The sequence below is a fragment of the Bifidobacterium santillanense genome (genome assembly GCF_018555385.1).
Lineage (GTDB): Bacteria > Actinomycetota > Actinomycetes > Actinomycetales > Bifidobacteriaceae > Bifidobacterium > Bifidobacterium santillanense.
The window spans coordinates 153,803-180,256 of the sequence record NZ_JAFEJS010000005.1 but is presented as its reverse complement, the minus strand read 5'-3'; the positions used below and the strand labels follow the sequence as shown (position 1 = coordinate 180,256).

General features: G+C 65.5%; 19 protein-coding genes. 7 read left to right on the top strand and 12 right to left on the bottom strand.

Translation table 11 applies throughout. From position 1 onward, the window contains the following. Window positions 1-181: 181 nt before the first annotated feature. Window positions 182-739: a YbaK/EbsC family protein gene (locus JS528_RS06455; RefSeq protein WP_214358262.1), complete on the bottom strand. Its 558-nt coding sequence runs from the start codon at window positions 737-739 to the stop codon at window positions 182-184. A gap of 380 nt (window positions 740-1,119) precedes the next feature. Between JS528_RS06455 and JS528_RS06450 the strand changes: the two genes are divergently transcribed. Further along, entirely contained in the window at window positions 1,120-1,863 is a 744-nt protein-coding gene (locus JS528_RS06450; RefSeq protein ID WP_214358261.1) for a sensor histidine kinase, read from the top strand. Between the two features lie 62 nt (window positions 1,864-1,925). Here the strand turns inward: JS528_RS06450 and JS528_RS06445 are convergent, their stop codons facing one another. Continuing rightward, window positions 1,926-2,564 (bottom strand): response regulator transcription factor, encoded by a 639-nt coding sequence (locus tag JS528_RS06445; RefSeq protein ID WP_214358260.1) that lies wholly within the window; start codon window positions 2,562-2,564, stop codon window positions 1,926-1,928. A gap of 189 nt (window positions 2,565-2,753) precedes the next feature. Here JS528_RS06445 and JS528_RS06440 point away from each other — a divergent pair, with 189 nt between their 5' ends. Both JS528_RS06440 and JS528_RS06435 read left to right on the top strand, forming a co-directional pair. Further along, a complete protein-coding gene (locus JS528_RS06440; protein WP_214358259.1) occupies window positions 2,754-3,668 on the top strand; it encodes a hypothetical protein in 915 nt (304 codons plus the stop codon). Window positions 3,669-4,040: 372 nt separating this feature from the next. After that, complete coding sequence (locus JS528_RS06435) at window positions 4,041-5,771, top strand: ATP-binding cassette domain-containing protein (protein ID WP_240541370.1); 1,731 nt, start codon at window positions 4,041-4,043, stop codon at window positions 5,769-5,771. A 150-nt stretch (window positions 5,772-5,921) separates the two neighbouring features. Here the strand turns inward: JS528_RS06435 and aspS are convergent, their stop codons facing one another. Next, window positions 5,922-7,721 carry an aspartate--tRNA ligase gene (aspS, locus tag JS528_RS06430; RefSeq protein ID WP_214358258.1) on the bottom strand — a complete coding sequence of 600 codons (1,800 nt, stop codon included), beginning with the start codon at window positions 7,719-7,721 and terminating at the stop codon, window positions 5,922-5,924. A 55-nt stretch (window positions 7,722-7,776) separates the two neighbouring features. Beyond that, window positions 7,777-9,156 carry a histidine--tRNA ligase gene (gene hisS, locus JS528_RS06425; RefSeq protein WP_214358257.1) on the bottom strand — a complete coding sequence of 460 codons (1,380 nt, stop codon included), beginning with the start codon at window positions 9,154-9,156 and terminating at the stop codon, window positions 7,777-7,779. 98 nt (window positions 9,157-9,254) lie between these two features. Between hisS and JS528_RS06420 the strand changes: the two genes are divergently transcribed. Next, a complete protein-coding gene (locus JS528_RS06420; RefSeq protein ID WP_214358256.1) occupies window positions 9,255-10,673 on the top strand; it encodes a DUF349 domain-containing protein in 1,419 nt (472 codons plus the stop codon). 123 nt (window positions 10,674-10,796) lie between these two features. Here JS528_RS06420 and JS528_RS06415 read toward each other — a convergent pair whose 3' ends face one another. Beyond that, a complete protein-coding gene (locus JS528_RS06415) occupies window positions 10,797-12,578 on the bottom strand; it encodes a bifunctional metallophosphatase/5'-nucleotidase (protein ID WP_214358297.1) in 1,782 nt (593 codons plus the stop codon). 148 nt (window positions 12,579-12,726) lie between these two features. Here JS528_RS06415 and JS528_RS06410 point away from each other — a divergent pair, with 148 nt between their 5' ends. Beyond that, on the top strand, window positions 12,727-14,415 hold the full coding sequence (locus JS528_RS06410; RefSeq protein WP_214358255.1) for an acetolactate synthase large subunit: 1,689 nt from the start codon (window positions 12,727-12,729) through the stop codon (window positions 14,413-14,415). Between the two features lie 77 nt (window positions 14,416-14,492). Here JS528_RS06410 and JS528_RS06405 read toward each other — a convergent pair whose 3' ends face one another. Continuing rightward, a complete protein-coding gene (locus JS528_RS06405; RefSeq protein ID WP_214358254.1) occupies window positions 14,493-17,069 on the bottom strand; it encodes an ATP-dependent Clp protease ATP-binding subunit in 2,577 nt (858 codons plus the stop codon). A gap of 148 nt (window positions 17,070-17,217) precedes the next feature. Here JS528_RS06405 and JS528_RS06400 point away from each other — a divergent pair, with 148 nt between their 5' ends. After that, the gene (locus JS528_RS06400) at window positions 17,218-18,183 is read left to right on the top strand and encodes a universal stress protein (RefSeq protein WP_214358296.1); all 966 of its coding nucleotides are present in this window, start codon (window positions 17,218-17,220) and stop codon (window positions 18,181-18,183) included. Window positions 18,184-18,339: 156 nt separating this feature from the next. On the opposite strand, the gene pyk is transcribed toward JS528_RS06400, so the two are convergent. The 6 genes from pyk to JS528_RS06370 all read right to left on the bottom strand — a co-directional run bounded on the left by pyk (window position 18,340) and on the right by JS528_RS06370 (window position 25,869). Then, on the bottom strand, window positions 18,340-19,782 hold the full coding sequence (pyk, locus tag JS528_RS06395; RefSeq protein WP_214358253.1) for a pyruvate kinase: 1,443 nt from the start codon (window positions 19,780-19,782) through the stop codon (window positions 18,340-18,342). A 212-nt stretch (window positions 19,783-19,994) separates the two neighbouring features. Continuing rightward, window positions 19,995-20,984, bottom strand: a complete 990-nt coding sequence (locus tag JS528_RS06390; protein ID WP_214358252.1) for a TerC family protein — start codon at window positions 20,982-20,984, stop codon at window positions 19,995-19,997. 56 nt (window positions 20,985-21,040) lie between these two features. Beyond that, window positions 21,041-23,152 (bottom strand): excinuclease ABC subunit UvrB, encoded by a 2,112-nt coding sequence (gene uvrB / locus JS528_RS06385; protein ID WP_214358251.1) that lies wholly within the window; start codon window positions 23,150-23,152, stop codon window positions 21,041-21,043. Next, window positions 23,152-23,793, bottom strand: coding sequence for a dephospho-CoA kinase (gene coaE / locus JS528_RS06380; protein ID WP_214358250.1), 642 nt, complete (start codon window positions 23,791-23,793; stop codon window positions 23,152-23,154). Before coaE ends, uvrB begins: the two co-directional genes overlap by 1 nt. Before the next feature lie 178 nt (window positions 23,794-23,971). Beyond that, window positions 23,972-25,183: a sensor histidine kinase gene (locus tag JS528_RS06375; RefSeq protein ID WP_214358249.1), complete on the bottom strand. Its 1,212-nt coding sequence runs from the start codon at window positions 25,181-25,183 to the stop codon at window positions 23,972-23,974. Continuing rightward, on the bottom strand, window positions 25,180-25,869 hold the full coding sequence (locus JS528_RS06370; RefSeq protein ID WP_214358248.1) for a response regulator transcription factor: 690 nt from the start codon (window positions 25,867-25,869) through the stop codon (window positions 25,180-25,182). Before JS528_RS06370 ends, JS528_RS06375 begins: the two co-directional genes overlap by 4 nt. Window positions 25,870-25,987: 118 nt before the next feature. On the opposite strand from JS528_RS06370, the gene JS528_RS06365 reads away from it, so the two are divergent. Next, entirely contained in the window at window positions 25,988-26,398 is a 411-nt protein-coding gene (locus JS528_RS06365; RefSeq protein ID WP_214358247.1) for a hypothetical protein, read from the top strand. The last annotated feature ends 56 nt before the right edge of the window (window positions 26,399-26,454 follow it).

The window sequence follows — 26,454 nt, the reverse complement described above, 5'->3', positions numbered from 1 at the left end:
TACCTTGCGTCCACCATATGAGACGCAGCGATGGACGGCCGCGGACGGGGCGGAAGGCGTGAGCGCTCACATCAGGACGCCTCACGCGGTCGGAAACCCCGGCGCGACAGGCACCGGCCCCGTCGACAACCCCGCCGGCGGTCCCGCCGGTCAGTCCGACCGACTCGCGGGACCGACCGCCTCACACGGTCGGACGCGGCTTGCCCAGCGCCGGGACGAACGCGACGCCCGGGATGTCGGCGAAGATCGACCCGTCGACCACGAGCTTCGACGGGCGGATGCCGGAGCCGAGGTAGAGCTTCGGGATGGACAGGATGTGCTGGTCCACGAGCAGCGGCCACCCGTCGGGCAGACCAATCGGCGACATGCCTCCCGACTCCATGCCGGTCGCCTCGACGGCCGCGTCGATCGGCGCGAAGCTCACCTTCGACACCTCGAGCGTGTGCTTGACGACGCCGTTCAGGTCGGCGCGGGTGTCGGCCGTGACGAACGCGGCCGCGAACTCGGGCGGCGCCTTGCGGGTCTTGTGCGTGTGGACGACCACCACGTTGCCGGTGATGCCGAACGGGATGCCGTACTTCGGGCACCACAGGTCGGTGTCCGACTCCTCGTCCGAGTTGATGGTCACGCCCAGGATCTTGGATTCCGGCACGCCGGCCGCGACCAGCGCGTTCAGCTTGTCGAACACCGGTTTGGCGAGCAGGTCGCCGTCGTGCCAGTCGAGAATCTCCAACGTCATATGTCCCCCTTCATCCCATGCGCCGCACGACCCGCCACGCCGTTCCGGCGGGCCGATCGCCCCGGCCGAGTCAATCCGGACCCGGCCGGGCCCATGACGTCCGGGCGGCCGCATCCGGCATCGTCCCGCCCAGCATAGCGGCGTCGCGCCCCGCCGCGCCGTCTCCCCCATAGGAATCACCTATAACCGGTTACACGCGCCCCGCCCGGTTCCCGATTTTCACGCCTTGAAAATCGGGAACCGAATGCCTGTTCATACGCACACGGGAATCGTTGCGGTTCCGCCGTTTCACCAACCCTTCACTGTGCGGTTCCGTGCGATTCCGGTTCCCCGTTCCCAAGGCACGAAAATCGGGAACCGGGATGGCCGATAATGGACCCATGAGGAACCGTCTGCCCGTCGTCTGCGCCGCGATCGCCGTCTGCGTGGTCGTCGAGGCCGTCCTGCGCTGGCCGACGGTCTTCCATCTGTCGTACCTGCTGATGCCGCTGGTCGCGTCGGCCGCGCTCGCAGCGCTGGCCGTCCGGCCCGGCTCCGGCGCGTGGCTGGTCGCGATGGTCGCGTGCGTCGGACTCGTCTCCCCGTTCCCGATGTCGTATTCGTTCCTCGTCGCGATGGTCCCGGCCGTCATGATCATCTGGAGGGACGGCCGCTGGGCCGCGGTGCTGGCGGCGGGACTCGCCGTGACCGCGCTGCTCGTCGACCGTCGGGTCCTGTTCGGATTCGGCGTATCCGATTCGGCGGTCGTCGCCTTCGCCTATCTCCTGTGCGCCATCCTGCTCGCCGTCGTCTCACGCCGGCAGTCGGAGCGGCTGCACGCCCGGGAACGCGCCCGACGACGCCGCGAGCGCGAACACATCGCCGCCACGCTGCACGACCGGGCCACCAACGACCTCGCGAACGCGGTCATGCGCATCAACACCGACCTCGACTCCGACGAGTTCGGGTTCGACGAACGCCAGTCGGCGGAGCTGCGCGGCATCCGCGACATGATCCGCCATGCGATGGCCGCCACGTATCAGGCAATCGACACGCTCGACCGTCCGGACGATGACGGACGAGCCGGCACCGATGGAACGGAAACGGGCGAGGCTCCGGAACACGACGACCGCGCCCGACGATGATGGGAGCGACCGCCGGGCGATGATCCGTGCGGCGGTAGGGCGCGCCGGGGCCATGCTCCGCATCAGCGCCGGCCATCCCCCAGAAACAGGCGGATCGCCTCGGCCCGGGACGACGCGCCGAGCTTGAGCCGTGCACGTCGCAGGACGACGAACACGGTCGACGGGCGGATGCCGAGCTCATCGGCGATCTCCTCCGTGCCGAGATTGCGTGCGTACAGCTCCAGCACCTGACGTTCCCTCGCGGACAACCCCGCGTTGCGCCGGGCCGTCGCGGACAGCGCCCCATGAGCGTCGGCCGCCGTACGGAACCCCTCCATCGGCGTGTCTGTCGCGACGAGCCTGATGGCGTCGACGAGCTCGCGCGGCGAGACGTCCTTGCCGATGAGGCCCTGCGCGCCGGCGTCCGCGGCCGCACGCCGGTAATGATCCGGCGCATACGAGGTGATCGCGAGGACCGCGGGACGTGCGGACGCCTCGCGGATGCGCCGGCAGGCCTCGGCGCCGTCCATGTCCGTCAGGGACATGTCCATGACGAGCACGTCCGGAACGGCGGTGACGCCGCCGACTAGGCAACGGTGGACCGCCGCGCTCCCGGTCGACTCCGTCCACAGGATGCGCGCGCCGGGCAGCGCCCGGCCGATCGTCCGCGCGAGCATCGGCAGCGCGAACCGGTCGTTGTCCACGATCGCGATCGTCGTCATAACACCATTATCACGCACCGGCTGCGGCGTCGATTCCCCGTCGGGACGGTGCGGGGATCGGAAGTTCGACGATGTCCCGGAAGCGGCGGAAAGCACATCCGCCGTTCGTTCGGGAGAACGTACAGGAAATCTGTATGGGGCGTTGCCCGGGCATGGCCCGCACCCGATACTGAAGGCATGAACGGGACATTGACCAGGAATAACGGGAACGGCGCCGAAACGGCCGTCCGTCCGCGCGGCCGCGGCCGGAAACATGTCGTGCCGATCGCCGTCGCGGCTCTGCTGGCGCTCGCCATCGCGTTCGCGGGATGCGCCGGTGCGGACGCGCACCGCTGGCTGACCGGACGGGCGCCGCTGTTCGCGCTGCGCTCGTCCCGCGCGATCGTGGGCGGCACTCGGACCGACTATCACGGGCTGTGGTATCGCACGTCGGCCATCCGGTTCGATGACGGCGGCGGCTACGCGCACGCCGAAATCGGACCGGGACAAATCGACGACCCGCCGTTCGACGTACGCCGGGCGCTCGACGTCGTCACGCGCGAACTCGAACGGCGGGGATTGGAGGACATGTCGTCGCGGTTGGACGGCGGCGGCTACGTGACGGACTGCCGGACCCCGGTCGGGAACGCCCCGACGGGCGATGATGGCGCATCGTCGGACGACGGCTGCGCGCCGGTGCGCGTCGGCGACGACCCGCGCTCGTTCTCCCGCGTGCGCATCCTCGACTGGACGCGCGACGGCGACGTCGTGCATGCGTACGTCTACGCGTTCGGCGAGGAGTTCTACCGGTCGCTGGAGGGCGGGCGCATCGTCATGGACTCCGGCGGCGAGTCGACGTGGACCGCCGACCTCGACGTGTCGGACGGAAGGACACGACTACGCGCCCTGCGAGAGGCGGGAGGCGTGTCGTCGATGGAGATCGGGGACTCGGACTGGCCCGACCTCGCCCAACGCATGTTCCTGAGGATGCCGCACGACGGGTCGGCGGCATCCAACACGTCGATGAGGAAAAGCGTCGAACGGGATGCGAAAGCGCATTACCAGGGGAACGACGGCCGCATCTACTACCTCATCGACGGGCGGTTCATGCCGGCGGATGAGTGAGCGGTTCCCCATTTTCGGCCTTGGAAAATCGGGAACCGGCGTTTGGTCGGTTCTCCCGTGTACGATGAGCCGCGACGGACAAGGGTTTCCCATATGCCAAGGGGCCCGCACGGAAGGAACGAAGTTACATTGCGCCTGTGAGGGATGACGGTAGTGCAGCGGAACCACGCGCCGAAGCGTGCCGCCGTGCGTCATCCATCAGCGGTCCGACACCTTCCCGAGACGAACGTGGCGATGCCCTCGCCGACGATTTCCCTCATCGCGTGCGATGCCACGCGCCGTGGCAAGGTTCCGGCCGCCGAATCCCCTAGGTTCCCTACCGTCGTCATCGACCGATCATCCCGGCACGCCCGAATGACAAGGCGTGATCTCATGCAACCATCCATCCTCACCCTCACCGGCGTCACCTTCACCTATCCGGACGCGCCGGAACCACTGTTCGCGGACATCGACGTGTCGTTCCCTCGCGGCTGGAGCGCGGTGCTCGGCGACAACGGCATCGGCAAATCCACGCTGATGGCCATCGCGCGCGGGACCCTGCTGCCCGACGGCGGGACCGTCGCCCCCGATCCGAAACGACTGATCGTCGGTTATTGCCCGCAGGACGTCACGATGGCCCCGGCGAATCTCGACGACTTCGCGACCGACTGGTCGCCCGAGGCAATCGCCCTGCGCGACGCTCTCGGCCTCGGCGACGACTGGCCGTACCGGTACGACACGCTCTCCGGCGGCGAGAGGAAGCGCATGCAGATCGCCTGCGCGCTCGCCGGTCGTCCGGACGTGCTGATCCTCGACGAGCCGACCAACCACGTCGACACGGGGACGCGCGAGCGCATCATCGCCGCGATGCGCCGGTTCCGCGGCATCGGCATCGTCGTGTCGCACGACGTGGCGCTCATCGACGCGACGTGCGACCGATGCGTGGTGCTCTCGCGCCGGCATGTTGGTTCGCGCAACGTGACCGTCGCCGACGCATATCCCGGCGGATACACGCGGGCCGCGCGGCTGATAGACGCGCGCGACGCCGCCGATGCGTCCGCGCTGGATGCGGCCCGTCGCGAGACCGCGCGGTTGGAGTCGGTCAAGGCGCGGCGGTTCGCGGACGTGCAGCGGCTCGATGCCGCCAAACGGGGCGGCCGTCGCATCGATCCGAAGGACCATGACGCCCGGGCCGCGCTCAAGTACGGCCGTCCGACGCTCGGCGCCGCGACGACACGGCAGTACACGCAGCTCGACGGGCGTCTCGATGCGGCGCGCCGGCGCGTGGAAGGACTCACGACCGCGGCGAAACGCTACGACGGCGACATCTGGCTCGACATCGAGCCGAGCCGCCGACGCGAACTCATGCGGCTCGAACCGGGCGTGATCCGGTTCGACGGGCGGTATGAACCGGCCGACCGTTCGACCGGGGCCGTCCCGGAGTCACAGACCCCGTACGGAGGCGACGCAACAAGACCGACGGGGGCGGACGTCACATCGCCTGCGCACACCGCGGATCTCGACGCGGCCGATCTGGCCCGTGCCGACGTCTCCGGGGACCGCATCAGCCTGTCGCCGCCCGCCGACGGTATTCCGGCCACGGGGCTTGCGATCCCGACGATCTCGATCGGACCGCGCGACCACGTCGCGGTGACCGGCCCGAACGGGACCGGCAAGTCGACGCTGCTGCGCGCGATGCTCGCCCATGCCGCCGACGTGCCGCGGCTGGTTCTCGCTCAGAACACGACCCACGTCGACGCCGTCCGCGCGCTGGAGCGGCTGCGTGCGATGCCGTCCGTGGACCGGTCGCGCGTGCTCGGCGCGTACGCGCGGCTCAACGCCGATCCGGGCCGGCTGCTCGCGGACGGCGAGCCGTCGCCCGGGGAGCTGCGCAAGCTGCTGCTGTGTCTGTCGTTGCCGGGCCGGCCGCAGCTGATCGTCATGGACGAGCCGACGAACCATCTCGACCTGTCGTCCAAGGAGGCGCTGGCGCGGCTGCTGGCCGATTACCCGGGCGCGCTGGTCGTCGCCTCCCATGACAGCTGGTTCCTCGAGCGGGTGTTCGGTTCCCGATTTTCGGCCTTGGAAAATGGGGAACCGGAATCGCACGGAACCTCACAGTGAAGGATCGGTGAAACGGCGGAACAGCAACGATTCCCGTGTGCATATGAACAGGCCTCCGGTTCCCCATTTCCAAAGCGCGGAAATCGGGAACCGGAGGCTTGACGAAAAAGGGCGGAACCACATGGGTTCCGCCCTCAAATCAGAGGAGGATCAGTCCTCGTCCTCATCCGGGTCGTAGTCGACGCCGGTCTCGGCGCGCTGCTCGGCCGAGATCGGGGCCGGGGCGCCCGTCAGCGGGTCGCGACCGCCGCCGGCCTTCGGGAAGGCGATGACGTCGCGGATGGAGTCAGCGCCGGCGAGGATCGACACGGTGCGGTCCCAGCCGAGGGCGATGCCCGCGTGCGGCGGGGCGCCGAACTTGAAGGCGTCAAGCAGGAAGCCGAACTTCTCCTTGGCCTCCTCGGAGCCGATGCCGAGGACGTTGAGGACGCGGTCCTGGATGTCGTCGCGGTGGATACGCACGGAACCGCCGCCCATCTCCTCGCCGTTGCAGACGATGTCGTAGGAATCGGACATGGCGTGCTCGGGATCCTTGTCGAACTTGTCGATCCAGTCCTTGCTCGGCATGGTGAACGGGTGGTGCATGGAGGTCCACTTGGAGTGGCCGACCGCCACGTCGTCGTCGTCCGGATCGTCGGTCGGCTTGAACAGCGGGAAGTCGACGACCCACGTGAAGGCGAACTTCTTCGGGTCCAGCAGGCCGGCGCGGGAGGCGAGCTCGACGCGGACGGCGCCCAGCAGCAGCTGGGAGGACTCGCGGGAGCCAGCGGCGAAGAACACGGCGTCGCCGGGCTCGGCGCCCACAGCCTGCATGAGGCCGGCGCGTTCCTCGTCGGACAGGTTCTTGGCGACGGGGCCCTTGAGCTCGCCGTCGTCGGTGAAGGACACGTACGCGAGGCCCTTGGCGCCGCGCTGCTTGGCCCAGTCCTGCCACGCGTCGAACTGGCGACGCGGGGTGGAGGCGCCGCCCTTGAACAGGACCGCGCCCACGTACGGGGCCTGGAACACGCGGAACGGCGTGTTCTTGAAGTAGTCGGTGAGCTCGACGAGCGGGTTGCCGAAGCGCAGATCCGGCTTGTCGGAGCCGTACTTGTCCATCGCGTCCTGCCAGGTGATGCGCGGCAGCGGCAGCGTGACCTCGTAGCCGGCGGACTTCCAGATGGCGGCGATGACCTTCTCGGCCATGGCCATGACGTCCTCCTGGTCGACGAACGCCATCTCCATGTCGAGCTGGGTGAACTCGGGCTGGCGGTCGGCGCGGAAGTCCTCGTCGCGGTAGCAGCGGGCGAGCTGGTAGTAGCGCTCGACGCCGGAGACCATGAGCAGCTGCTTGAGCAGCTGCGGGGACTGCGGCAGGGCGTACCAGGAGCCCGGCACGAGGCGGGCCGGCACGACGAAGTCGCGCGCGCCCTCCGGGGTGGACTTGATGAAGGTCGGGGTCTCGACCTCGGTGAAGTCCATGTCCTCGAGCGCGTGGCGGGCGGCCTTGGCCATGTCGGAGCGCAGCTTGAGGTTGTGCTGCATGGACGGGCGACGCAGGTCGAGGTAGCGGTACTTGAGGCGCACGTCCTCGCCCGGCAGCTTGTTCTCGGACTCGTTCTCGAGGGCGGTGGACACCTGGAACGGCAGGGCGTCGGACTTGGCGAGGATGTCGATGTTCTCGGCCACGACCTCGATCTTGCCGGTGGCCAGATGCGTGTTCTCGTTGCCGTCCGGGCGCAGGCGGACCTCGCCGGTGACCTGGATGACGAACTCGCTGCGCAGCGGGCGGGCCACCTCCTCGTCGTAGATGACGACCTGCACGAGGCCGGTCGAGTCGCGAAGGTCGATGAAGGCGACGCCGCCGTGGTCGCGGCGACGGTCGACCCAACCGGACAGGGTGACCTTCTGACCGACCAGGGCCTCGGTGACCTCGGTGGCATGGTGTGTTCTGTAAGCCGTCTGGCTCATGCTTCCTCTTTCAGTGATTGACAACGTTGGTTTCCGTGCGGTTCGACGACGGAAATCAGCCAATTACAACGGTTTGCCGGGCATTAACAGTATCCGGCTCCCACGACGTGGCGTCCGCCGGGGCCTGATCGCCGGTGACGATGTTCTTGACCTCGTCGCCCGCGCCCTCCTGACCGGGGAACCACACGTAGGGGATGCCGAGCTTGTCGGCGTACTTGATCTGCTTGCCGAGCTTGGCCGCGGTGGGGGCCACGTCGGCCGCGATGCCGCGCGAGCGCAGCGCGGCGGCGATGCGGTTGGAGCCCGCGCGGTCCTCCTCGTTCCACACGGCGACCAGGACGGACGCCGGGGAGACGCGGTTGGCGTGCGCGCCGGCGGTGTGCAGCATGTAGCTCACCAGTCGGCTCAGGCCGATGGACAGGCCGACGCCCGGGTACTTGCGGTTGCCCTGCGAGGCGAGGTTGTCGTAGCGTCCGCCGGAGCAGATCGAGCCGAGCGACGCGGCGCCGTCGAGGAACGTCTCGTACACGGAGCCGGTGTAGTAGTCGAGTCCGCGCGCGATCTTGAGGTCGGCGATCACCGAGCCGGGGCGGATGGCGGCGGCCTCGTCGACGATCATCGCGAGCGTGTCGAGGCCCTGGCGGGCCAGCGTGTACGCCTCGGAGTCCTTCGCGATGCCGTGCGCGGCGCACAGGGCGTCGAACTTGGAGGCCAGCTCCGCGCCGTCGGCGGCGGTCAGCTCGGCGAGCTCGAGGCAGGCCTTGGCCTGCGCCTCGTCGGCACCGCAGTTCTCGACGAGCAGTCGGGACACCTCGTCGGCGCCGATCTTGTCGAGCTTGTCGATCTCGCGCAGCACGCCCTCGACGTCGGTCAGACCGAGCCCGCGGTAGAAGCCCTCGGACAGCTTGCGGTTGTTCGCGTGCACGGTGGCCTTGGGCAGGCCGAACCCGCGCAGGCGCTCGAGGGCGGAGACCATGACCAGCGGCAGCTCGACCTCGTAGTGGTCGGGGAGCTCGCCCTGGCCGATCACGTCGATGTCGGCCTGGACGAACTCGCGGAAGCGGCCTTCCTGCGGACGCTCGCCGCGCCAGACCTTCTGGATCTGCCAACGCTTGAACGGGAAGGCGAGCTGGCCGGAATGCTCGACCACGTACCGGCTCAGCGGCACGGTCAGGTCGAAGTGCAGGCCGAGCCGCTCCTCGATCGGGGTGTCGGACTCATGACCGACCTCCTGCAGACGGGACAGCAGGTAGATCTCCTTGCTGGTCTCGCCCTTCTTCAGCAGGGATGCACCGGTCTCGACGGCACGGGTCTCGATGCCGAGGAAGCCGTTGAGCTCGAAAACTTCACGGAGCGTGTCGATGACACGCTGCTCCACAACGCGTTCAGAGGGGAGCCACTCTGGAAATCCTGATATTGATGCGCCTTTAGCCACGAAATCAATATAATAGGTGAGGGTTGCGTCAACATCGCGGAATTCTCCATGATGTTGGGCGCACACCGCACATACTTCCAAGCTGTAAGGAGCTGGCCATGGCCGACGAAAACGCCACCGAACCCGTGAACACCACCGAGACGACCGAGCAGGCAGCGAAGCCCGCTGCCCCCAAGCCGAGCGCGATGCCGAAACCGCACGCGCCCTCCCCGGCCGCCTTCGCGAAGAAGGCTCCGGCCGCGCGTGTCGCCGCCCCCTCCCCCGCCGGATTCTCCGAGGCCGACGTCAAGCAGGCCGAGTCCTTCGGCCGCGTGGACGACAACGGCACCGTCTTCGTCAAGGACGGCGAGGGCGAGCGCGAGGTCGGCCAGTTCCCGGACGTCTCCAAGGAGGAGGCGCTGGCCCTGTACGCGCGCCGCTATCTGGACCTCAAGGCGAAGCTCGACACGCTCGAGTCCCGTCTGAAGTCCCGCAGCATCAAGCCGCGCGAGATCGACGACTCGCTCAAGATGCTCGCCGAGGAGACCGCCTCGCCGGCCGTCGTGGGCGACCTCGCCGCCCTCAAGGCCCAGTTCGAGGCCCTGCAGGCCGCCGGCGCCGCGAAGAAGGGCGAGATCGCCGAGGCGCGCAAAGCCGCCATGGCCAAGGCCATCGAGGGCCGCACCGCGATCGTCGAGAAGGCCGAGGCGCTGGCCGCCTCCCTGGGCGAGAACACGAACTGGCGTTCCACCGCCGACAAGTTCCGCGCCCTGTTCGACGAGTGGCAGGCCCACCAGCGCAACAACGTGCGCATCGACAAGAAGGACGCCGACGAGCTGTGGAAGCGCTTCTCCGCCGCTCGCACCACCTTCAACCAGGGCCGCCGCAAGTGGGCCCAGGCGCGCGACAACGAGCGCAAGGAGGCCAAGACCATCAAGGAGGAGATCATCAAGGAGGCGAACGAGCTCAAGGACTCGACCGCCTGGGGTGAGACCTCCCACAAGTTCAACGAACTGATGGACCGCTGGAAGCAGGCGGGCCGCGCCGGCCGCAACGAGGACGACGCCCTGTGGGCGCAGTTCCGCGAGGCCGCCGACGCCTTCTTCAACGCGCGTCAGGCCGACCGCGACCAGATCTCCGCCGACGAGAAGCAGAACCTCGCCGCCAAGGAGGAGCTGCTCAAGAAGGCCGAGGCGCTGGTTCCGGTCTCCGACGAGAAGGCCGCCAAGCACGCCCGTCAGGAGCTGGCGAAGATCCAGGAGGAGTGGGATCAGATCGGCTACGTGCCGCGCGACGACATGCGCCGCATCGAGGGCCGTCTCGACGCCGTCGACAAGCAGATCAAGGCCGTCGAGGACGCCGCCTGGAAGCAGTCCGATCCGGAGGCCGACGCCCGCAAGTCCAGCTTCGAGGAGCAGCTCAACGCCCAGCTGGCCGAGCTCGACCAGAGGATCGCCGCCGAGTCCGACCCGAAGAAGAAGGCCAAGCTCGAGGCCGAGAAGGCCACCAAGGAGCAGTGGCTCAACGCGGTGAAGTGACGAACTGACGCCGCATCGTCGCGCCCCGGCGGCGTGACGGCACACGCGAAGGACCCCGACCCATCCCCATCGGATTGGTCGGGGTCCTCCCGTATCACGGCCGCTCCGCGCGCCCCGCGCGGGTCACACCAGCACGGTGCCGGTCACGGGCGCCGCGATGTCGATCTTCGGATGCCGACCGAGATAGTCGACGAGCGCCTGCCCGTATCCCTCGTCGAGTTCGACGTAGTCGGCGCCCGCGCGGAACGCGGTGTAGCGGTCGCCTCCCTGCAGCAGGAAGGAGTTGGACGCGGCGATCACCAGATCGTCGTCGTCGATCGCCCGTCCATCGATCCGCAGGTCGACGATCGACACGTGGCCGGCGTCCGCGCGCCGCTCCCCCGTGACGAGCGGCGCCCCACCCCCGGCCACGTACCGGTAGGAGACGTTCGACGACACGCCGAGCCTGTTCACGGCGAGTCGGCCTCCGTGCGACCGCCACTGCTGGGCGAGCACGGCCTTGAGCTGGCGGCCGGTGAGCACGCGCTTGGCGACCTTGAACTGCAGCGCCATCATGCTGTCGACCTCGCGCACGGTGATCCTGCCGTCGCCGTTCGCGTCGAGCGATCTCGTGCGCAGACTGCCGTCATTGGAGAAGCCGACCACCGGGATGCGCTCCCCCGCGTAGAACGCGCGTCGCACGGCGTCGCGTTCGGCGTCGGCGACCAGCATGCCGAGCGCGCTTTCGACGCCGTGCGACGGCACCTTGCCGAAGTACGCGTCCCTGGCGACCGTGCCGACGACGCGCGAGCCGACGCGCCGGGCCCGGGCCGAGGCGGTGCGGTAGATGTCCCGCGTGCGCGTGACGACGGGCGCGGTCTCGCCGGCGCCGGCCGACCGCCACGCGGCCTGTCCGACGTGCGCCCCCTCGAGCCCGGCGAGGTCGTACACGCCCGCGGCGTTCGCGTTCTCGACCATGCCGTTGCCGAGGTCCACGTCGCGCACGTCGACCTTCGCCCGACGTCCCGTTCCGGTGATGACGAGGTCCTGCACGGCCATCTGCCGCCCGAACGATCCGGCCTCGATGACCGGCGCGCCGGCGGCGGTGCGCCCGCGTTTGACGGCGTGGCTGTGCCCGGTGTAGACGAGGTCGACGTTGCGGTCGAGCGCCTCGCCGGGTTCGAGCCCCTCGGCCGCCGAGGCGTCGGCGTGCAGCAGAGCGACCACGGCGTCGGCCTCGCCGTTGGATTCGTCGCCGTCGCTCAGGGCGTCGGCCACGCGGTTGATGGCGTGGACGGCGCTCTCCCCCAGATCGGCGTCGCGCGTGATCGCCGGCGTCGCGACCGCGCCGAGCGCGTCGGTCAGCGCGCCGACGAACGCGACGCGCTTGCCGTTGACCTCGCGGATCACGTAGTCCCTCACATGGCTGAGCCGTCCGCCCTTGGCTTTGTTGGCGGCGGCGACGTTCGCGCACAGCCAGTCGATGCCGTTGGCGGGGTCGGCGATGCGCCTGTTGAAGTCCCGCACTCCCCTGTCGAGCTCGTGGTTGCCCATCGCGGAGACGGTCAGTCCCCAGGCGCGCGCCATCGCGAGCGTCGGACGGTCCTGTTCGAAGGCCGATTCGTACGGACTGCCGCCGACCAGATCGCCGGCGGACACCGGCACGACGTTGCCGGGATTGTGCGCGTCGGCGAGCGCGAAGGCGGCCGCGTTGGCCTCGCCGCGTTCGACGTGGCCGTGGAAGTCGGTGATGCCGGCGACGGTCACGGTGCGTGTGTCCTGCGCGCCGACGCCGGAGAAGGGGACGGCTCCCGGGTTCGTCGCCGAGGCGACGGGAACCGCGAAAGCCGTTGCGATGATCGCGATCATGATCGAGATGGCGGCACCCGGCCGCCCGCCGGCCATCGTGCGCCGGCTCGTCTTCATCCTGCTCACGCCTCCCACGCTATGCCCGCCGGTTGAACGCACACGGTGGCGCATGCGGCCCTGAGGTGAACTTCCGCCGACGCGTCGGTGCCCGGAAGATGTGGGACGCAACATACGGCCGTAACATTGTCCGTTTACATTCCCACCCGTGAACGAAACAACTCTCAAGAAGGAACACATCCGCACCGTCGCCGACCTGTTCGTCGAATGTCTGGTCAACGAGGGCGTGGAGACGATGTACGGCATCCCGGGCGAGGAGAACATCCCGCTGATGGAGGCGATCGAACGAGACGGGCGCATCCGCTTCGTCCTGACGCGTCACGAGCAGGGCGCGGGCTTCATGGCGGCCACGCAGGGCCACCTGACCGGCAAGCCGGGCGTGTGTCTGGCGACGCTCGGCCCGGGCGCGCTGAACCTGACGCTGCCGGTCGCGCAGGCGAACGCGAGCACGGTGCCGCTGGTCGCGATCTGCGCGCAGGGCAATGTGACGCGACTGTACAAGGAGTCGCATCAGATCGTGGATCTGGTCTCCGTGTTCCGTCCGCTCACCCAGTGGACGTCGATGGTGATGGAGCCGGCGTCGGTGCCGGAGATGGTGCGCAAGGCGTTCTCGATCGCGCAGCGCAACCGTCCGGGCGCGACCTGTCTGATCCTGCCGGAGGACGTGGCGGAGATGCCGGCGCCCGAGGGTGCGCGTCCGCTGCCGCTGCCGCATCCGATGAGCTTCGCCCCGACCGAGGACACGATCGCCCGCGCGGTGGACATCATCCGCGGCGCCGAGCATCCGATCATCCTCGCGGGCAACGGCGTGGCGCGTGGGCACGCGGAGAATCGTCTGCTCGCGCTGGCCGAGCAGCTGAACGTGCCGGTGGCCACGACGTTCGAGGGCAAGGGCGTGATCTCCGACCGCATCCCGCTGGCGCTCGGCGTGGTCGGCTTCATGCGGCACGACTACGAGAACTTCGCGTTCGACGAAGCGGACCTCATCATCGCGGTGGGCTTCTCGATCCAGCAGTTCGATCCGAAGAAGATCAACCCGAACGACGACAAGACGATCATCCACATCAACACGTTCATCGAGGACACGGACGCGCACTATTCGACCGCCCTCAACATCATGGGCGACATCGACGCGACGCTGAAGGCCCTCATCGCCGCGCTGGAGCGCGACCACGTCACGTTCGGCGTGTCGCATCCGAAGATCCACGAGCTGCTGGAGGGCGAGTACCAGTCCTACGCGGACGACGACTCGTTCCCGCTCAAGCCGCAGCGCATCGTCGCGGACACGCGTCGCGCGATGGAGATGGACACCGACATCGCGCTGGTGGACACGGGCGCGCTCAAGATGTGGATGGCGCGCCTCTACCCCACCTACTATTCGAACACGTGCGTGATCGACAACTCCCTGTCGACGATGGCGTGGACGCTGCCCGGCGCGGTGGCCGCCTCGCTCGAGAACCCGGGACGCCCGGTGCTCGCGGTGATGGGCGACGGCTCGTTCATGATGAACGTGCAGGAGATCGAGACCGCGGTGCGCGTGGGCGCCCGCATCGTGATCCTCGTGTGGGTGGACGAGGCGTACGGCCTGATCAAGTGGAAGATGGACATCCACGACGGCTCCCACGAGTACGTGGACTTCAACAACCCGGACGTGGTGGCGCTCGGCATGAGCTTCGGCGCGAAGGGCCACCTCATCGAGTCGGCCGACGAGCTGTACCCGACGCTGCGCGCGGCGCTGCGCTCCGGATCGGGCATCGACATCATCGCCTGCCCGGTCGACTACTCCGAGAACATGAAGCTCATCGAGAAACTCGGCGAAGTGGACTTCTCCGCCTGAGCCGCCAAACAAACGAAAGGGCCTTACGATTCATGCGAATCGTAAGGCCCTTCATCGTCCTATCGGTGGCCCGGCGGTCACTCCTGCGGGGAGTCGCCCTCCGCCGGAGCGTCGCCGGACGCGTCCGCGCCGACCAGCTCGGGCTTGTCGCCCTCGCCGGAGTCATCGGCCTTGGCCGGCTCCTCGAACGTCTCGCCCTTGAAGGTGAACTCGCCGAGGATGCCCTCGCCCTCCGCGTCGACGACCACGCGCTGACCGTCCTTGAGGTCGCCCATCAGGATCTTCTCCGAGATGGCGTCCTCGATGTCGCGCTGGATCACGCGGCGCAGCGGACGGGCGCCGAGCAGCGGGTCGAAGCCCTTCTGCGCGAGCAGGTCCTTGGCGGCGTCGGTGAGCTCGAGCGACATGTGGCGGTCGAACAGGCGGTCGTTGAGCTGGCGCACGTCGAGGTCGACGATCTGGCGCACCTGCGGCTCGGTGAGCTGCTTGAACACGATGATGTCGTCCAGGCGGTTGAGGAACTCCGGGCGGAACTGCTGCTTGAGCTCGCTGGAGACCTGATCCTTCATGCGCTGGTAGCTGGACTCGGTGTTCGCGCCGAGGTTGAAGCCGGTGTTGGCGGCCTTGGCGATGTCGCGCGTGCCCAGGTTGGTGGTCAGGATGATGATGGTGTTCTTGAAGTCCACCTTGCGGCCCTGGCCGTCGGTCAGATGGCCGTCGTCGAGCACCTGCAGCAGCGTGTTGAAGATGTCCGGGTGGGCCTTCTCGATCTCGTCGAACAGGACGACGGAGAACGGCTTGCGGCGCACCTTCTCGGTGAGCTCGCCGCCCTCCTCGTAGCCGACGTATCCCGGGGGCGCACCGAAGAGGCGCGACGCGGCGTACTTCTCGGAGAACTCGGACATGTCGACGCGGATCAGCGCGTCCTCGTCGTCGAACAGGAACTCGGCGAGGGTCTTGGCCAGCTCGGTCTTGCCCACGCCAGTCGGGCCGGCGAAGATGAACGAGCCGGACGGGCGCTTCGGGTCCTTGAGGCCCACACGCGTGCGGCGGATCGAACGGGACAGGGCGGAGACCGCCTCGTCCTGACCGATGATGCGCTTGTGCAGCTCGGCCTCCATGTTGAGCAGCTTCTTCGACTCGGCCTGGGTGAGCTTGAACACCGGGATGCCGGTGGTCGAGGAGATGACCTCGGCGATCACGTCCTCGTCCACGACCATCTTGGCGTCGGTCTCGCCCTCGTGCCATGCGGTCTGCTTGGCCTTGAGGTCGGCCTGCATCTTCTCGAGGCTGTCGCGCAGCGAGGCGGCCTTCTCGAAGTCCTGGTCCTTGACGGCCTGCTCCTTCTCGGCGGAGACCTTGGCGACCTTGTCCTCGAGCTCCTTGAGCTCCGGCGGCGTGGTCAGACGCTTGATGCGCAGACGCGCGCCGGCCTCGTCGATCAGGTCGATGGCCTTGTCCGGCAGGTTGCGGTCCTGGATGTAGCGCGCCGACAGTTCGGCGGCCGACTGCAGGGCGCCGTCGGTGATGGTGACGTGGTGGTGGTTCTCGTAGCGGCCGCGCAGACCCTTGAGGATCTCGATGGTCTCGGCGACGGTCGGCTCGTGCACCTGGATCGGCTGGAAGCGGCGTTCGAGGGCCGCGTCCTTCTCGATGTACTTGCGGTACTCGTCGGTGGTGGTCGCGCCGATGGTCTGGAGCTCGCCGCGCGCGAGCATCGGCTTGAGCATATCGGACGCGCCGAGCGCGCCGTCGGCCGAGCCGGCGCCGACGATCGTGTGGATCTCGTCGATGAACAGCACGATGTCGCCGCGGGTCTTGATCTCCTTGAGGACCTTCTTGAGGCGCTCCTCGAAGTCGCCGCGGTAGCGGGAGCCGGCCACCATGGAGCCGAGGTCCAGCGAGTAGACCTGCTTGCCCTTGAGGGTCTCCGGCACGTCGCCGGCCTGGATCTTCTGCGCGAGACCCTCGACGACGGCGGTCTTGCCGACGCCGGGCTCGCCGATCAGCACCGGGTTGTTCTTCGTGCGGCGCGACAGGACCACCATCACGCGCTCGATCTCCTTGGAGCGGCCGATGACCGGGTCGAGCTTGCCCTCGGCGGCCTCCTGCGTGAGGTTGCGGCCGAACTGATCGAGGATGGCGGAGCCGGTCTTGTTGGCCTTGTCCGCCACGCCGCCGGCGTTCGCCAGATCGCCCTTGGCGTCGGCGGTGCCGGAGTTGCCGCGGATCATGTCGATGGTGGTCGAGCGCAGCTCGCCCAGATCGACGTCCATCTTGATGAGCACCTGGGTGCCCACGCCCTCGCCCTCGCGGATCAGGCCGAGCAGGATGTGCTCGGTGCCGATGTAGCTGTGGCCGAGCTGCAGCGCCTCACGCAGGCTCAGCTCGAGCACCTGCTTGGCGTGCGTGGTGAAGGGGATGTGGCCGTTGGACGTCGCGTTGCCCTTGCCGATCATCTCCTCGACCTGCTTGCGGGTGGCGTCGAGCTCGACGCCCTTCGCGGCGAGCGCCTTGGCCGCCACGCCCTCACCCTCGCGGATCAGGCCGAGCAGGAGATGTTCGGTGCCGATGTAGTTGTGCTGAAGGGATCTGGCCTCTTCCTGCGCCAACACGATCACGCGCCGAGCACGGTCGGTAAACCGTTCGAACATACTTGTCCTTCCTCAATTGACACTGCCCGCAAGTCTAGCGATTCGCGGTGACGTTGGCGACTTCGGCGCCCATATTCCGCTCAAAACGTAGATGGGCCGTTATGCTGGAGGTACATGCAGTCACACGCATATCCAAAGGAGGCATATGATGACCGCACTTGAGTTCGGCGCAGACATCGTGGTCGGCGTCGATGGGTCCGACGAGTCGTTCGCCGCGCTGAAGTGGGCGATGCGCGAGGCGGCGCTCACCGGGCAGACCGTCAACGCGGTGTTCGGCTGGACGCATTCATGGGACATGGGCGCCGAGCCCGACAGCGAGGAGGGCTGGGCGGAGGTCCGCCGCGGCATCGCCGAGCAGCTGCGCCGCTGGGTCGACGAGGCGAGCGAGGGCATCGACTTCGATCCCGAGCGTCTCAAGCTCACGTCGGTGAAGGCGTCGGGCACGGCCGCGCTGCTGCAGATCGGCAAGGACGCGCAGCAGATCGTCGTCGGCCGTCGTTCGCTCGGCCGCGTGGCCCGCTGGTTCCTGGGCTCGCTCTCCGCCTCGCTCGCCGAGGCCGCGGAGGCGCCGGTGACCGTGGTCAGGCTCGCCGGCGGCGAGGACGAGACCGTGACCGACGACATCGCCAACGCCCTGACGCCGGTCGACGAGAAGATCCACTACGTGCCCAGCGAGGGCGTGGTCGAGGAGTCGCGCCGTCCGGTCGTGGTCGGCGTGGACGGTTCGGAGACCTCGAAGCGCGCGCTGGCGTTCGCGATGCACGAGGCGCAGGTGCACGACTCCCCGCTGCACGTGCTGTTCTGCTGGCAGTTGAAGGATCTGGGCCCGGTGCCCGGATACGAGAACTCGGTGGCGCCGATCGAAGTGGGCCAGCGCCGCGCCGAGGAGCTGCTCGCCGGGCTCATGGCCTCCACCGCCGTGCCGGAGGGGCTCGCCGTGCAGTCGCACGCGTTCCACATCCCGGCCTCGAAGGGCCTGATCGCCGCGTCGCGCTACGCGAGCCATCTGGTGGTCGGTTCGCGCGGCCTGAGCGGTCTCGACGCGCACTTCCTCGGCTCGGTCTCCCGTCAGATCGTCAACTTCGCCGAGTCGACCGTCACCGTCGTCCACTGACGGGACAGTCATGGGACGGTGCGGGGCGCCGCCGGCGCGGGCACCCGCACCGATGCCCGATACGGAAAAATCCCCCATCCGAACCCGGATGGGGGATTTCCTTTGCCTCAGGCGTCAGTCCGCGCTCGGCGGGACCGGCTCATCGCGACGAACGAATCAGTCGCAGGCGCCCACGGTGTGGACGTAGATGGAGTCGGTGCTGCCCGGCTGGTGCTCGCCCTGGGCGGAGCTCAGGATGACGATCTTGTCGCCGTTGACGACCTTGCCGGCGTCGCGCAGGATCTTGTCGGTGAAGATCATCAGGTCCTTGCGGGACTTGTCGTGGTAGTCCTCGTTGAGCAGGAACGCCTCGGTGCCCCAGGACAGAGCCAGCCAGTGGTAGGTGTGCTCGTTGCTGGTGATGCCGTAGATCGGGGCGGCCGGACGCTCGCGGGAGACGCGGTGCACGGTGTTGCCGGTCTGGGTGTAGGCGACGATGGCCTTGGCGTTGAGCTTGTCGGCCAGATCGACGGCGGCGGAGGAGACGGCGCCGGTGGAGGACATGTCGAGGTTCTTCAGGTCCGGGATGCGGTCGAAGCCGTGCTCGGTGGCGAAGCCGGAGATGCGGGACATGGTGGCGACGGTGACGGCCGGGTACTCGCCGACGGCGGTCTCGTTGGAGGTCATGGTGGCGTCGGCGCCGTCGAGGACGGCGTTGGCGCAGTCGGAGGCCTCGGCGCGGGACGGGACCGGGGAGTGGACCATGGAGCCCAGGACCTCGGTGGCCACGATGACCGGCTTGGCGTACTGGCGGGACAGCTCGATGATGCGCTTGGTGGCCAGCGGGACCTCCTCGAGCGGGCACTCGACGGCCATGTCACCACGGGCGGCCATGATGCCGTCGAAGGTCTTGACGATGTCCTCGAGGTTCTCGAGGGCCTGCGGCTTCTCGATCTTGGCGACGATCGGAATGCGGCGGCCTTCCTCGTCCATGATCTCGTGGGCGCGGTCGATGTCGGTGGCGAAACGCACGAAGGACATGGCGATGATGTCGGCGCCGGTGCGGATGGCCCAGCGCAGGTCCTCCTCGTCCTTCTCGGTCAGGGCCGGCAGGGAGACGGCGACGCCCGGCAGGTTGATGCCCTTGTGGGAGGACACGGGGCCGGCGACGACGACCTTGGTGTGGACGTTGTTGCCCTCGACCTTGGTGACCTCGAGACGGACCTTGCCGTCGTCGATGAGGATCGGGTCGCCCGGGTGGCAGTCGCCCGGCAGACCCTTGAAGGTGGTGGAGGTGATGTGCTCGTCGCCCTCGATGTCGTCGGTGGTGATGACGAACTCCTGGCCCTCCTTCAGGATGACCTTGTCCTCGCCCTCGGCGTTCTTCTTGAACCAACCGCAGCGGATCTTCGGGCCCTGAAGGTCGACCAGCACGGCCACGTTGCGGCCGGCGGCCTTGGAGGCCTCGCGAACGTTGTTGTACACGCGGAGGTGGTCCTCCGGGGTGCCGTGGGAACGGTTCAGACGGGCCACGTCCATGCCGGCCTCGACGAGGCTGGTGATGCCTTCGAGGGACTCGGAGGCGGGGCCGATGGTGTCGACGATCTTGGCTTTGCGCATGTTGCCTATTCCTAACTATTGCAACGGACGGAACCGGAATGGCTCCGTTTTCCATGACACAGTGTACTAGCTTCGAACCGTTCGTTCCAGTTTTTTCACCGGTGTGTTGTTAGCGCTCACAATCCAATGGCGCCAATAATGAGAACGCTCACGGCCCCTCCGGTGTACGGAAGGTTCCGTGAGCGTTCTCATACCGTTCACATGACGTCGGCTCACTCGGCCGACTTGGCGGCCTCCAGCTGCTTCATCTTGACGACGGAGGCGAGCGCCGCACCGCCGATCGCGACGACGATGACCGCCAGCGACAGCCAGGTCGGCACCTCGGGCACCCAGTGGACGCCCTCGCCGCCATTGATGAACGGCAGGGTGTTGCCGTGCAGCGCCTCCATGACGAGCTTGACGCCGATGAAGCCGAGCACGATCGACAGACCGACGGGCAGGTAGACGAGCTTGTCGAGCAGGGCGCCGAGCAGGAAGTACAGCTGCTGCAGACCCAGCAGCGCGAACACGTTGGACGTGAACACGAGGAACGGGTCCTTGGTCAGTCCGAAGATCGCGGGGATCGAGTCGAACGCGAACATCACGTCGGTGGTGCCGATGGTGAGGAACACGATGAGCATCGGCGTCCAGTAGCGCACGCCGTTCCTCGTGGTCCTGAGCTTCTCACCGTCGTATTCGTTGGAGATGCGGATCACCTTGCGCAGGGCGCGGATGATGCCGTTCTCCTTGTACTCCTCGTCCTCGTCGCCGCCGATCACGAGCTTGACGGCTGTGTAGATGAGGAACGCGCCGAAGAGGAAGAACACCCACGTGAACCGGCTGATGAGCGCGGCGCCGATGAGGATGAAGCAGCCGCGGAAGATCAGCGCGATCGTGATGCCGACGGACAGCACGTACTTCTGGATCTGCTTGGGCACGGCGAAGTTCGACATGATGATGACGAACACGAACAGGTTGTCGATGGACAGCGAGTACTCGGTGAGCCATCCGGAGTAGAACTCGATGGCGGGCTTGGAGCCGGCGAAGTACCAGATGCAGCCGCCGAAGATCAACGCCATCACCACGAAGAAGGCGATGTGCTGCACGCACTCCTTGGTGGAGGGCACGTGCGGTCGACGACCGATGACGAACAGGTCGACGATGAAGAACAGGGCAAGCACCACGAACGTGGCGATTTCAAATGCAAGAGGGGTTTCGGCCATGATTCCCTACCCTAACCCATCAGCATGACCGGTGCCTGCCCAGTCACTCCCGTCCCCTATTTGTTCGCCTGGGTCATCTGCCGCAGTTCCTTCTTCAGGTCGCGGATCTCGTCGCGTAGGCGGGCGGCGAGCTCGAACTGGAGCTGCTCGGCGGCGGTGTGCATCTGCTCGCTCAGTTGCCTGATGAGGTCGGCGAGGTCCTGCGCGGGCAGGCCCGCCTTGAGGATCTCCTCGTGACGCTTGTCCGCCTCGGTCGGGTCGTAGACCGGCACGCCGAGGTGCGCGTTGCCGGCCTTGCCGGCGTTGCGGTAGCCGCCCTCGAGCAGGGTCTGCGTGTCGACGTCCTCCTTGGCGAGCATGTCGTTGACGTCGCTGATCTTCTTGATGAGGGGCTTGGGGTCGATGTGGTGCGCCTTGTTGTAGGCGATCTGCTTCTCGCGGCGACGCTCGGTCTCGTCGATGGCCTTGCGCATCGCGTCGGTGGTCTCGTCGGCGTACATGATGACGGTGCCGGACACGTTGCGGGCGGCGCGGCCGATCGTCTGGATGAGCGAACGGTAGGAGCGCAGGAAGCCCTCCTTATCGGCGTCGAGGATCGCGACGAGCGACACCTCGGGCAGGTCGAGGCCCTCGCGCAGCAGGTTGATGCCGACGATCACGTCGATCTTGCCCTCGCGCAGCATGCGCAGCAGCTCGACGCGGCGCAGCGTGTCCACGTCGGAGTGCAGGTATTCGACCTTGATGCCGCGTTCGAGCAGGTATCCGGTCAGGTCCTCGGCCATCTTCTTGGTGAGCGTGGTGACCAGGGCCCGCTCCCCCTTGGCGACGCGGTCCTTGATCTCGGCGAGCAGGTCGTCGATCTGCCCCTCGGTCGGGCGCACCTCGACCTTCGGGTCCAGCAGGCCCGTCGGGCGGATGATCTGCTCGACCACGCCGTCGGACAGGCCCAGCTCGTAGTCGCCGGGCGTCGCGGACAGGTACACGGTCTGGCCGACGCGTTCGAGGAACTCGGGCCACTTGAGCGGACGGTTGTCCATCGCGGAGGGCAGGCGGAAGCCGTGCTCGACGAGCGTGCGCTTGCGCGAGGCGTCGCCCTCGTACATCGCGCCGATCTGAGGGACCGTCACGTGCGACTCGTCGATGACGAGCAGGAAGTCGTCGGGGAAGAAGTCGAGCAGCGTGTGCGGCGGCGTGCCGGGCGCGCGGCCGTCGAAGTGCCGCGAGTAGTTCTCGATGCCGGAGCACACGCCCACCTGCGTGAGCATCTCGAGGTCGTAGGTCGTGCGCATCGTGAGTCTCTGCGCCTCGAGGTCCTTGCCCTGCTTCTTCAGTTCCGCGACGCGCTGGTCGAGCTCCTCGCGGATGGTCTTCAGGGCCCGCTCCATGCGCTCGGGGCCGGCCACGTAGTGCGAGGCCGGGAAGATGTGGACCTGGCTTTCGTGCGCGATGACGTCGCCGGTCAGCGGGTGGAGCGTGGAGATGCGGTCGATCTCGTCGCCGAAGAACTCGATGCGCACGGCGAGCTCCTCGTACACGGGGATGATCTCGACGGTGTCGCCGCGCACGCGGAACGTGCCGCGCGTGAACGCGATGTCGTTGCGCTTGTACTGCATCGCGACGAATTTGCGCAGCAGCTGGTCGCGGTCGATCTGCATGCCCTCCTTCAGGAGCAGCATGCGCCCGGCGTACTCCTCGGGCGTGCCGAGGCCGTAGATGCACGAGACGGTGGCGACGACCACGCAGTCGCGCCTCGTGAGCAGGTTCGCGGTGGCGGCGTGGCGCAGACGCTCCACGTCGTCGTTGATGTTGGAGTCCTTCTCTATATAGGTGTCCGTCTGAGGAATGTACGCCTCGGGCTGGTAGTAGTCGTAGTAGGAGACGAAGTAGCTCACGGCGTTGTCCGACATGAGCTCGCGGAACTCCGCGCACAGCTGCGCGGCGAGCGTCTTGTTCGGCTCGATGATGAGCGTGGGGCGCTGGAGGCGTTCGATGAGCCACGCGGTGGTGGCGGTCTTGCCGGTGCCGGTCGCGCCCATGAGCACGACGTCGTTCTCGCCGTTCTCGATGCGCTCCGCGAGCTCCTCGATGGCCTGCGGCTGGTCGCCGGACGGCTTGTACGGCGACTTGACGACGAACGGTCTGTCCGTGCGTTCGATGTTGAATCCCATCACTGCCCCTTCCGACCGGTCCAATCCGCATACAGCCTATCAACCTCGTCGAACATACGTTCGACAGGCCGGGTGGAGTCGATGACGATGTCGGCGATCGCCTCGCGTTCGGCGCACGTCGACTGGTGGCGGATGCGCGCCTCGGCCTGCCCGCGCGTCATGCCGCGCGTGGCGATCATGCGCGCGATGCGCGTTTCGACCGGCGCCTCGACGGTGACGATGCAGTCGAAGCGGAACGGGATCGAGCCGATCACCTCGGCGAGCAGCGGTACGTCGTGCACGACGACGGCCGCGTCCGGATGTCCGCATTCGAGCCGCGCAGCCTCGGCGTAGATCAGCGGATGCTCGATGGCGTCGAGCCGTTCACGCGCGCCCGGCGCCGCATCGCGTCCGAAGACGTGGTCCGCGATCCACGCTCGGTTCATCGTGCCGTCGGGGTTGAGCGAGTCTGGACCGAACTCGCGCGCGATCGCCGGCAACGCCGCTCCCCCGGGCTCGACGACCCGACGCGCCAGCGCGTCGTAGTCGATGTGCAACGCCCCCAGTTCGGCGAGCCGCGCCGCCACCGTGCTCTTCCCCGCGGCGATCCCGCCCGTCAGTCCGATTCGTATCACTCCGAATCTCCCATCACGTCCAGCCATCGTAGACCTTTAGCCTACATCACCTTGTGCGTAAGCCCCGGAACGCCTACATTCTGCACACGAGGAGGTAACAACATGAAAATCATGAGCACGATATGCGCCATTGCATTGGCCCTCAGCCCCAGCACCATAGGCAATACTCCGATAGCATCAGTCGCCACTCCGCAGACCGCGAACTTCAAACCATGTCCGCCTCCCCTGGAATGGCTCTGCGGCCACAAGAAGTAAGGGGAATCCTTGCATACAACATCCAAGCCCCATCCTCACGCGCATACCTAAGTTCACCATTCAGCATTCCAATACACTCAGCATGCAGCCGCAGCCCCATGCCAAGACCCAAGGAAACACCGTTTGATGACCTGCGCACACAATTGTTCTGAACAACAGTGAAACACTCATCAACATCGACAATTAAATCATAGCTCTCTGTGCTATCGCCGTAACGTTCAATGTTGGTAAAAATTTCATCCAGCAATGACAGGCATTCACCCATGACCTCGGAGGAACATTCACGCACCACATTGAAATTGAAATCCACATCACCATGGAAACCTTTTGAAGCCAAATCACTTGATCGACTACCAATCATTTCTCCGATGGATTTCTCGAAAGAGTAGTTATCATCCACAGAGACACCCAAATCACGATACCCACCGGTAGACGCAATCACGGTACGCACATTTTCCAAGGCCTGGCCACAGAGCTCTTCAATCTGCAGCAACACATCACGATAGTCCTTCAATTCTCTATCATGATCGCGATCAGCAAGCAAAAGCAATGCGGAAGACAAATCGGATGATACAGAATCATGCAATCGCCTCGACAGCAGAAGAGACCTCTCCCTATTGTCCAACTCATTATCCTTAAGCTTTTGACGATATCTTTCTTCAAGAACCTCTTTGCTATCATCATACAACCTGAATGACATTCCGATACAGTATACAATACAGTTAATTGAAATCATGGCTACAGCAGCCAATGCATTCGGATCGGAGACATTCCAATCATACGAAATCTCATTACAAAGAAAAGCCAGACAAGCCGATACCAATACCCAAAACGAGAACTTGAAAGCATAGGTATATGCTATTAGGCCAACGGAAAGCCAAACGCCAAAATACAACACATAATTGGCATCAAAATATACAACAGGAATTAAGATACAGTACAGGACAATCTCGGCAAGTCTGAACACCAAAGGATTGATCATCATTACGGACATCAATGCAAGGTGAACGGACAGTACTCCCCATTGCCATATCTCCGCCGGCGGAGAAGACGCAACACAGCATACCGAAACAGCGATACCGATAATCAACCAAATCTGTGCCCCGTATTTGGATGCATATCTCAATACGGATGACCTGACATGCGGATACGCCGAGCTCATATCCCAACCTTCCGAGCCCACAAGGCAATCGCCTCTCTCTTGTTGGCAACGCCGAACTTCGAGACGATGCGAGCAACATAGGTCTTGACCGCGGACTCCGAAATGTTCAATGCCCCGGCCACCTGTTCTGCTGAATATCCACGCACACTCATTTCCATGATCTCCCTCTCGCGTTCGGACAACAGCAGTATGAACGGCTTTCCTCCATGCACCATACGACGATGGGCATCCACCGGACTCTCAAAAACATCATCCAAAACGAACTTCGAACTCAACAGCCTTACATAGTCACTCATTTCCGCAATGCATTCCTTTGCCACGATCCCCTGCATGCCGGCCCTGATCCCCTCCTCTTTATAGGAGGCGGGATCATACGAAGTGATACCCAGAAGAATCACCTCGCCATTCTCATAACGGACAGCCTCGCACAAATCGATACCCGACATGCCCCGCATCGACATATCAACAAGCAGGATATCGGGAACCGCATCGATGGAAGACATATTACGCCTAAAGTGATCAAAGGCAGCTTGACCACTTCGCTCCATCCAATAGACAGATACGCCGTCTATCCTACCGACGACCGACGTAAGACAACGCAAAGACAGGATATCGTTATCGACAATTGCGATCCTTTTTTCACGCACGGCATCACGATGCAAAACCCGTTTTCCACGAAAACTCATAACGTCGTCCTTTAGCCTACACCCAATATATCTTGTATGCATAAGTTTATTACAATGAATCCGACGTTGCAACAGCGTCACAAACACCAACCCACTATACGAAGGAAATATTTCACACATGATTAATCTTAAACAAAAAAGCACTGGAACAGCATTCGCAATATTATTCAGCATAATCACCATTCTATGCATTACTTCAATCGCTCAGGCATACGGAACAGCGTTCACATATAATGGAACAAGAATTCAATTCAAATACTCCATAGGATCAACATCCGTCAATGCAGGGCAAACAATTACCGTCAATCATCACCAGAAAAGAGACTATCCAGCAAACTATGGAATGACTGTATCCGTGATGAGGAATACTGGATGGGGATATAAATCGGTCGGATCCAAAACTTTTCAAAACGACAATGGAGGCGTATTTAGCGTAAAGGCACCAATATCAGGAACATACAAGCTGTACTTTGAATCTACCTATACACATGGATACACTTTCCATGTGTATGGAACGGTACTCAAATAAATTCAATACATCAGCTGGGAGGCTGATGTGCATCTAAACCACCAACCTCCCAGCGG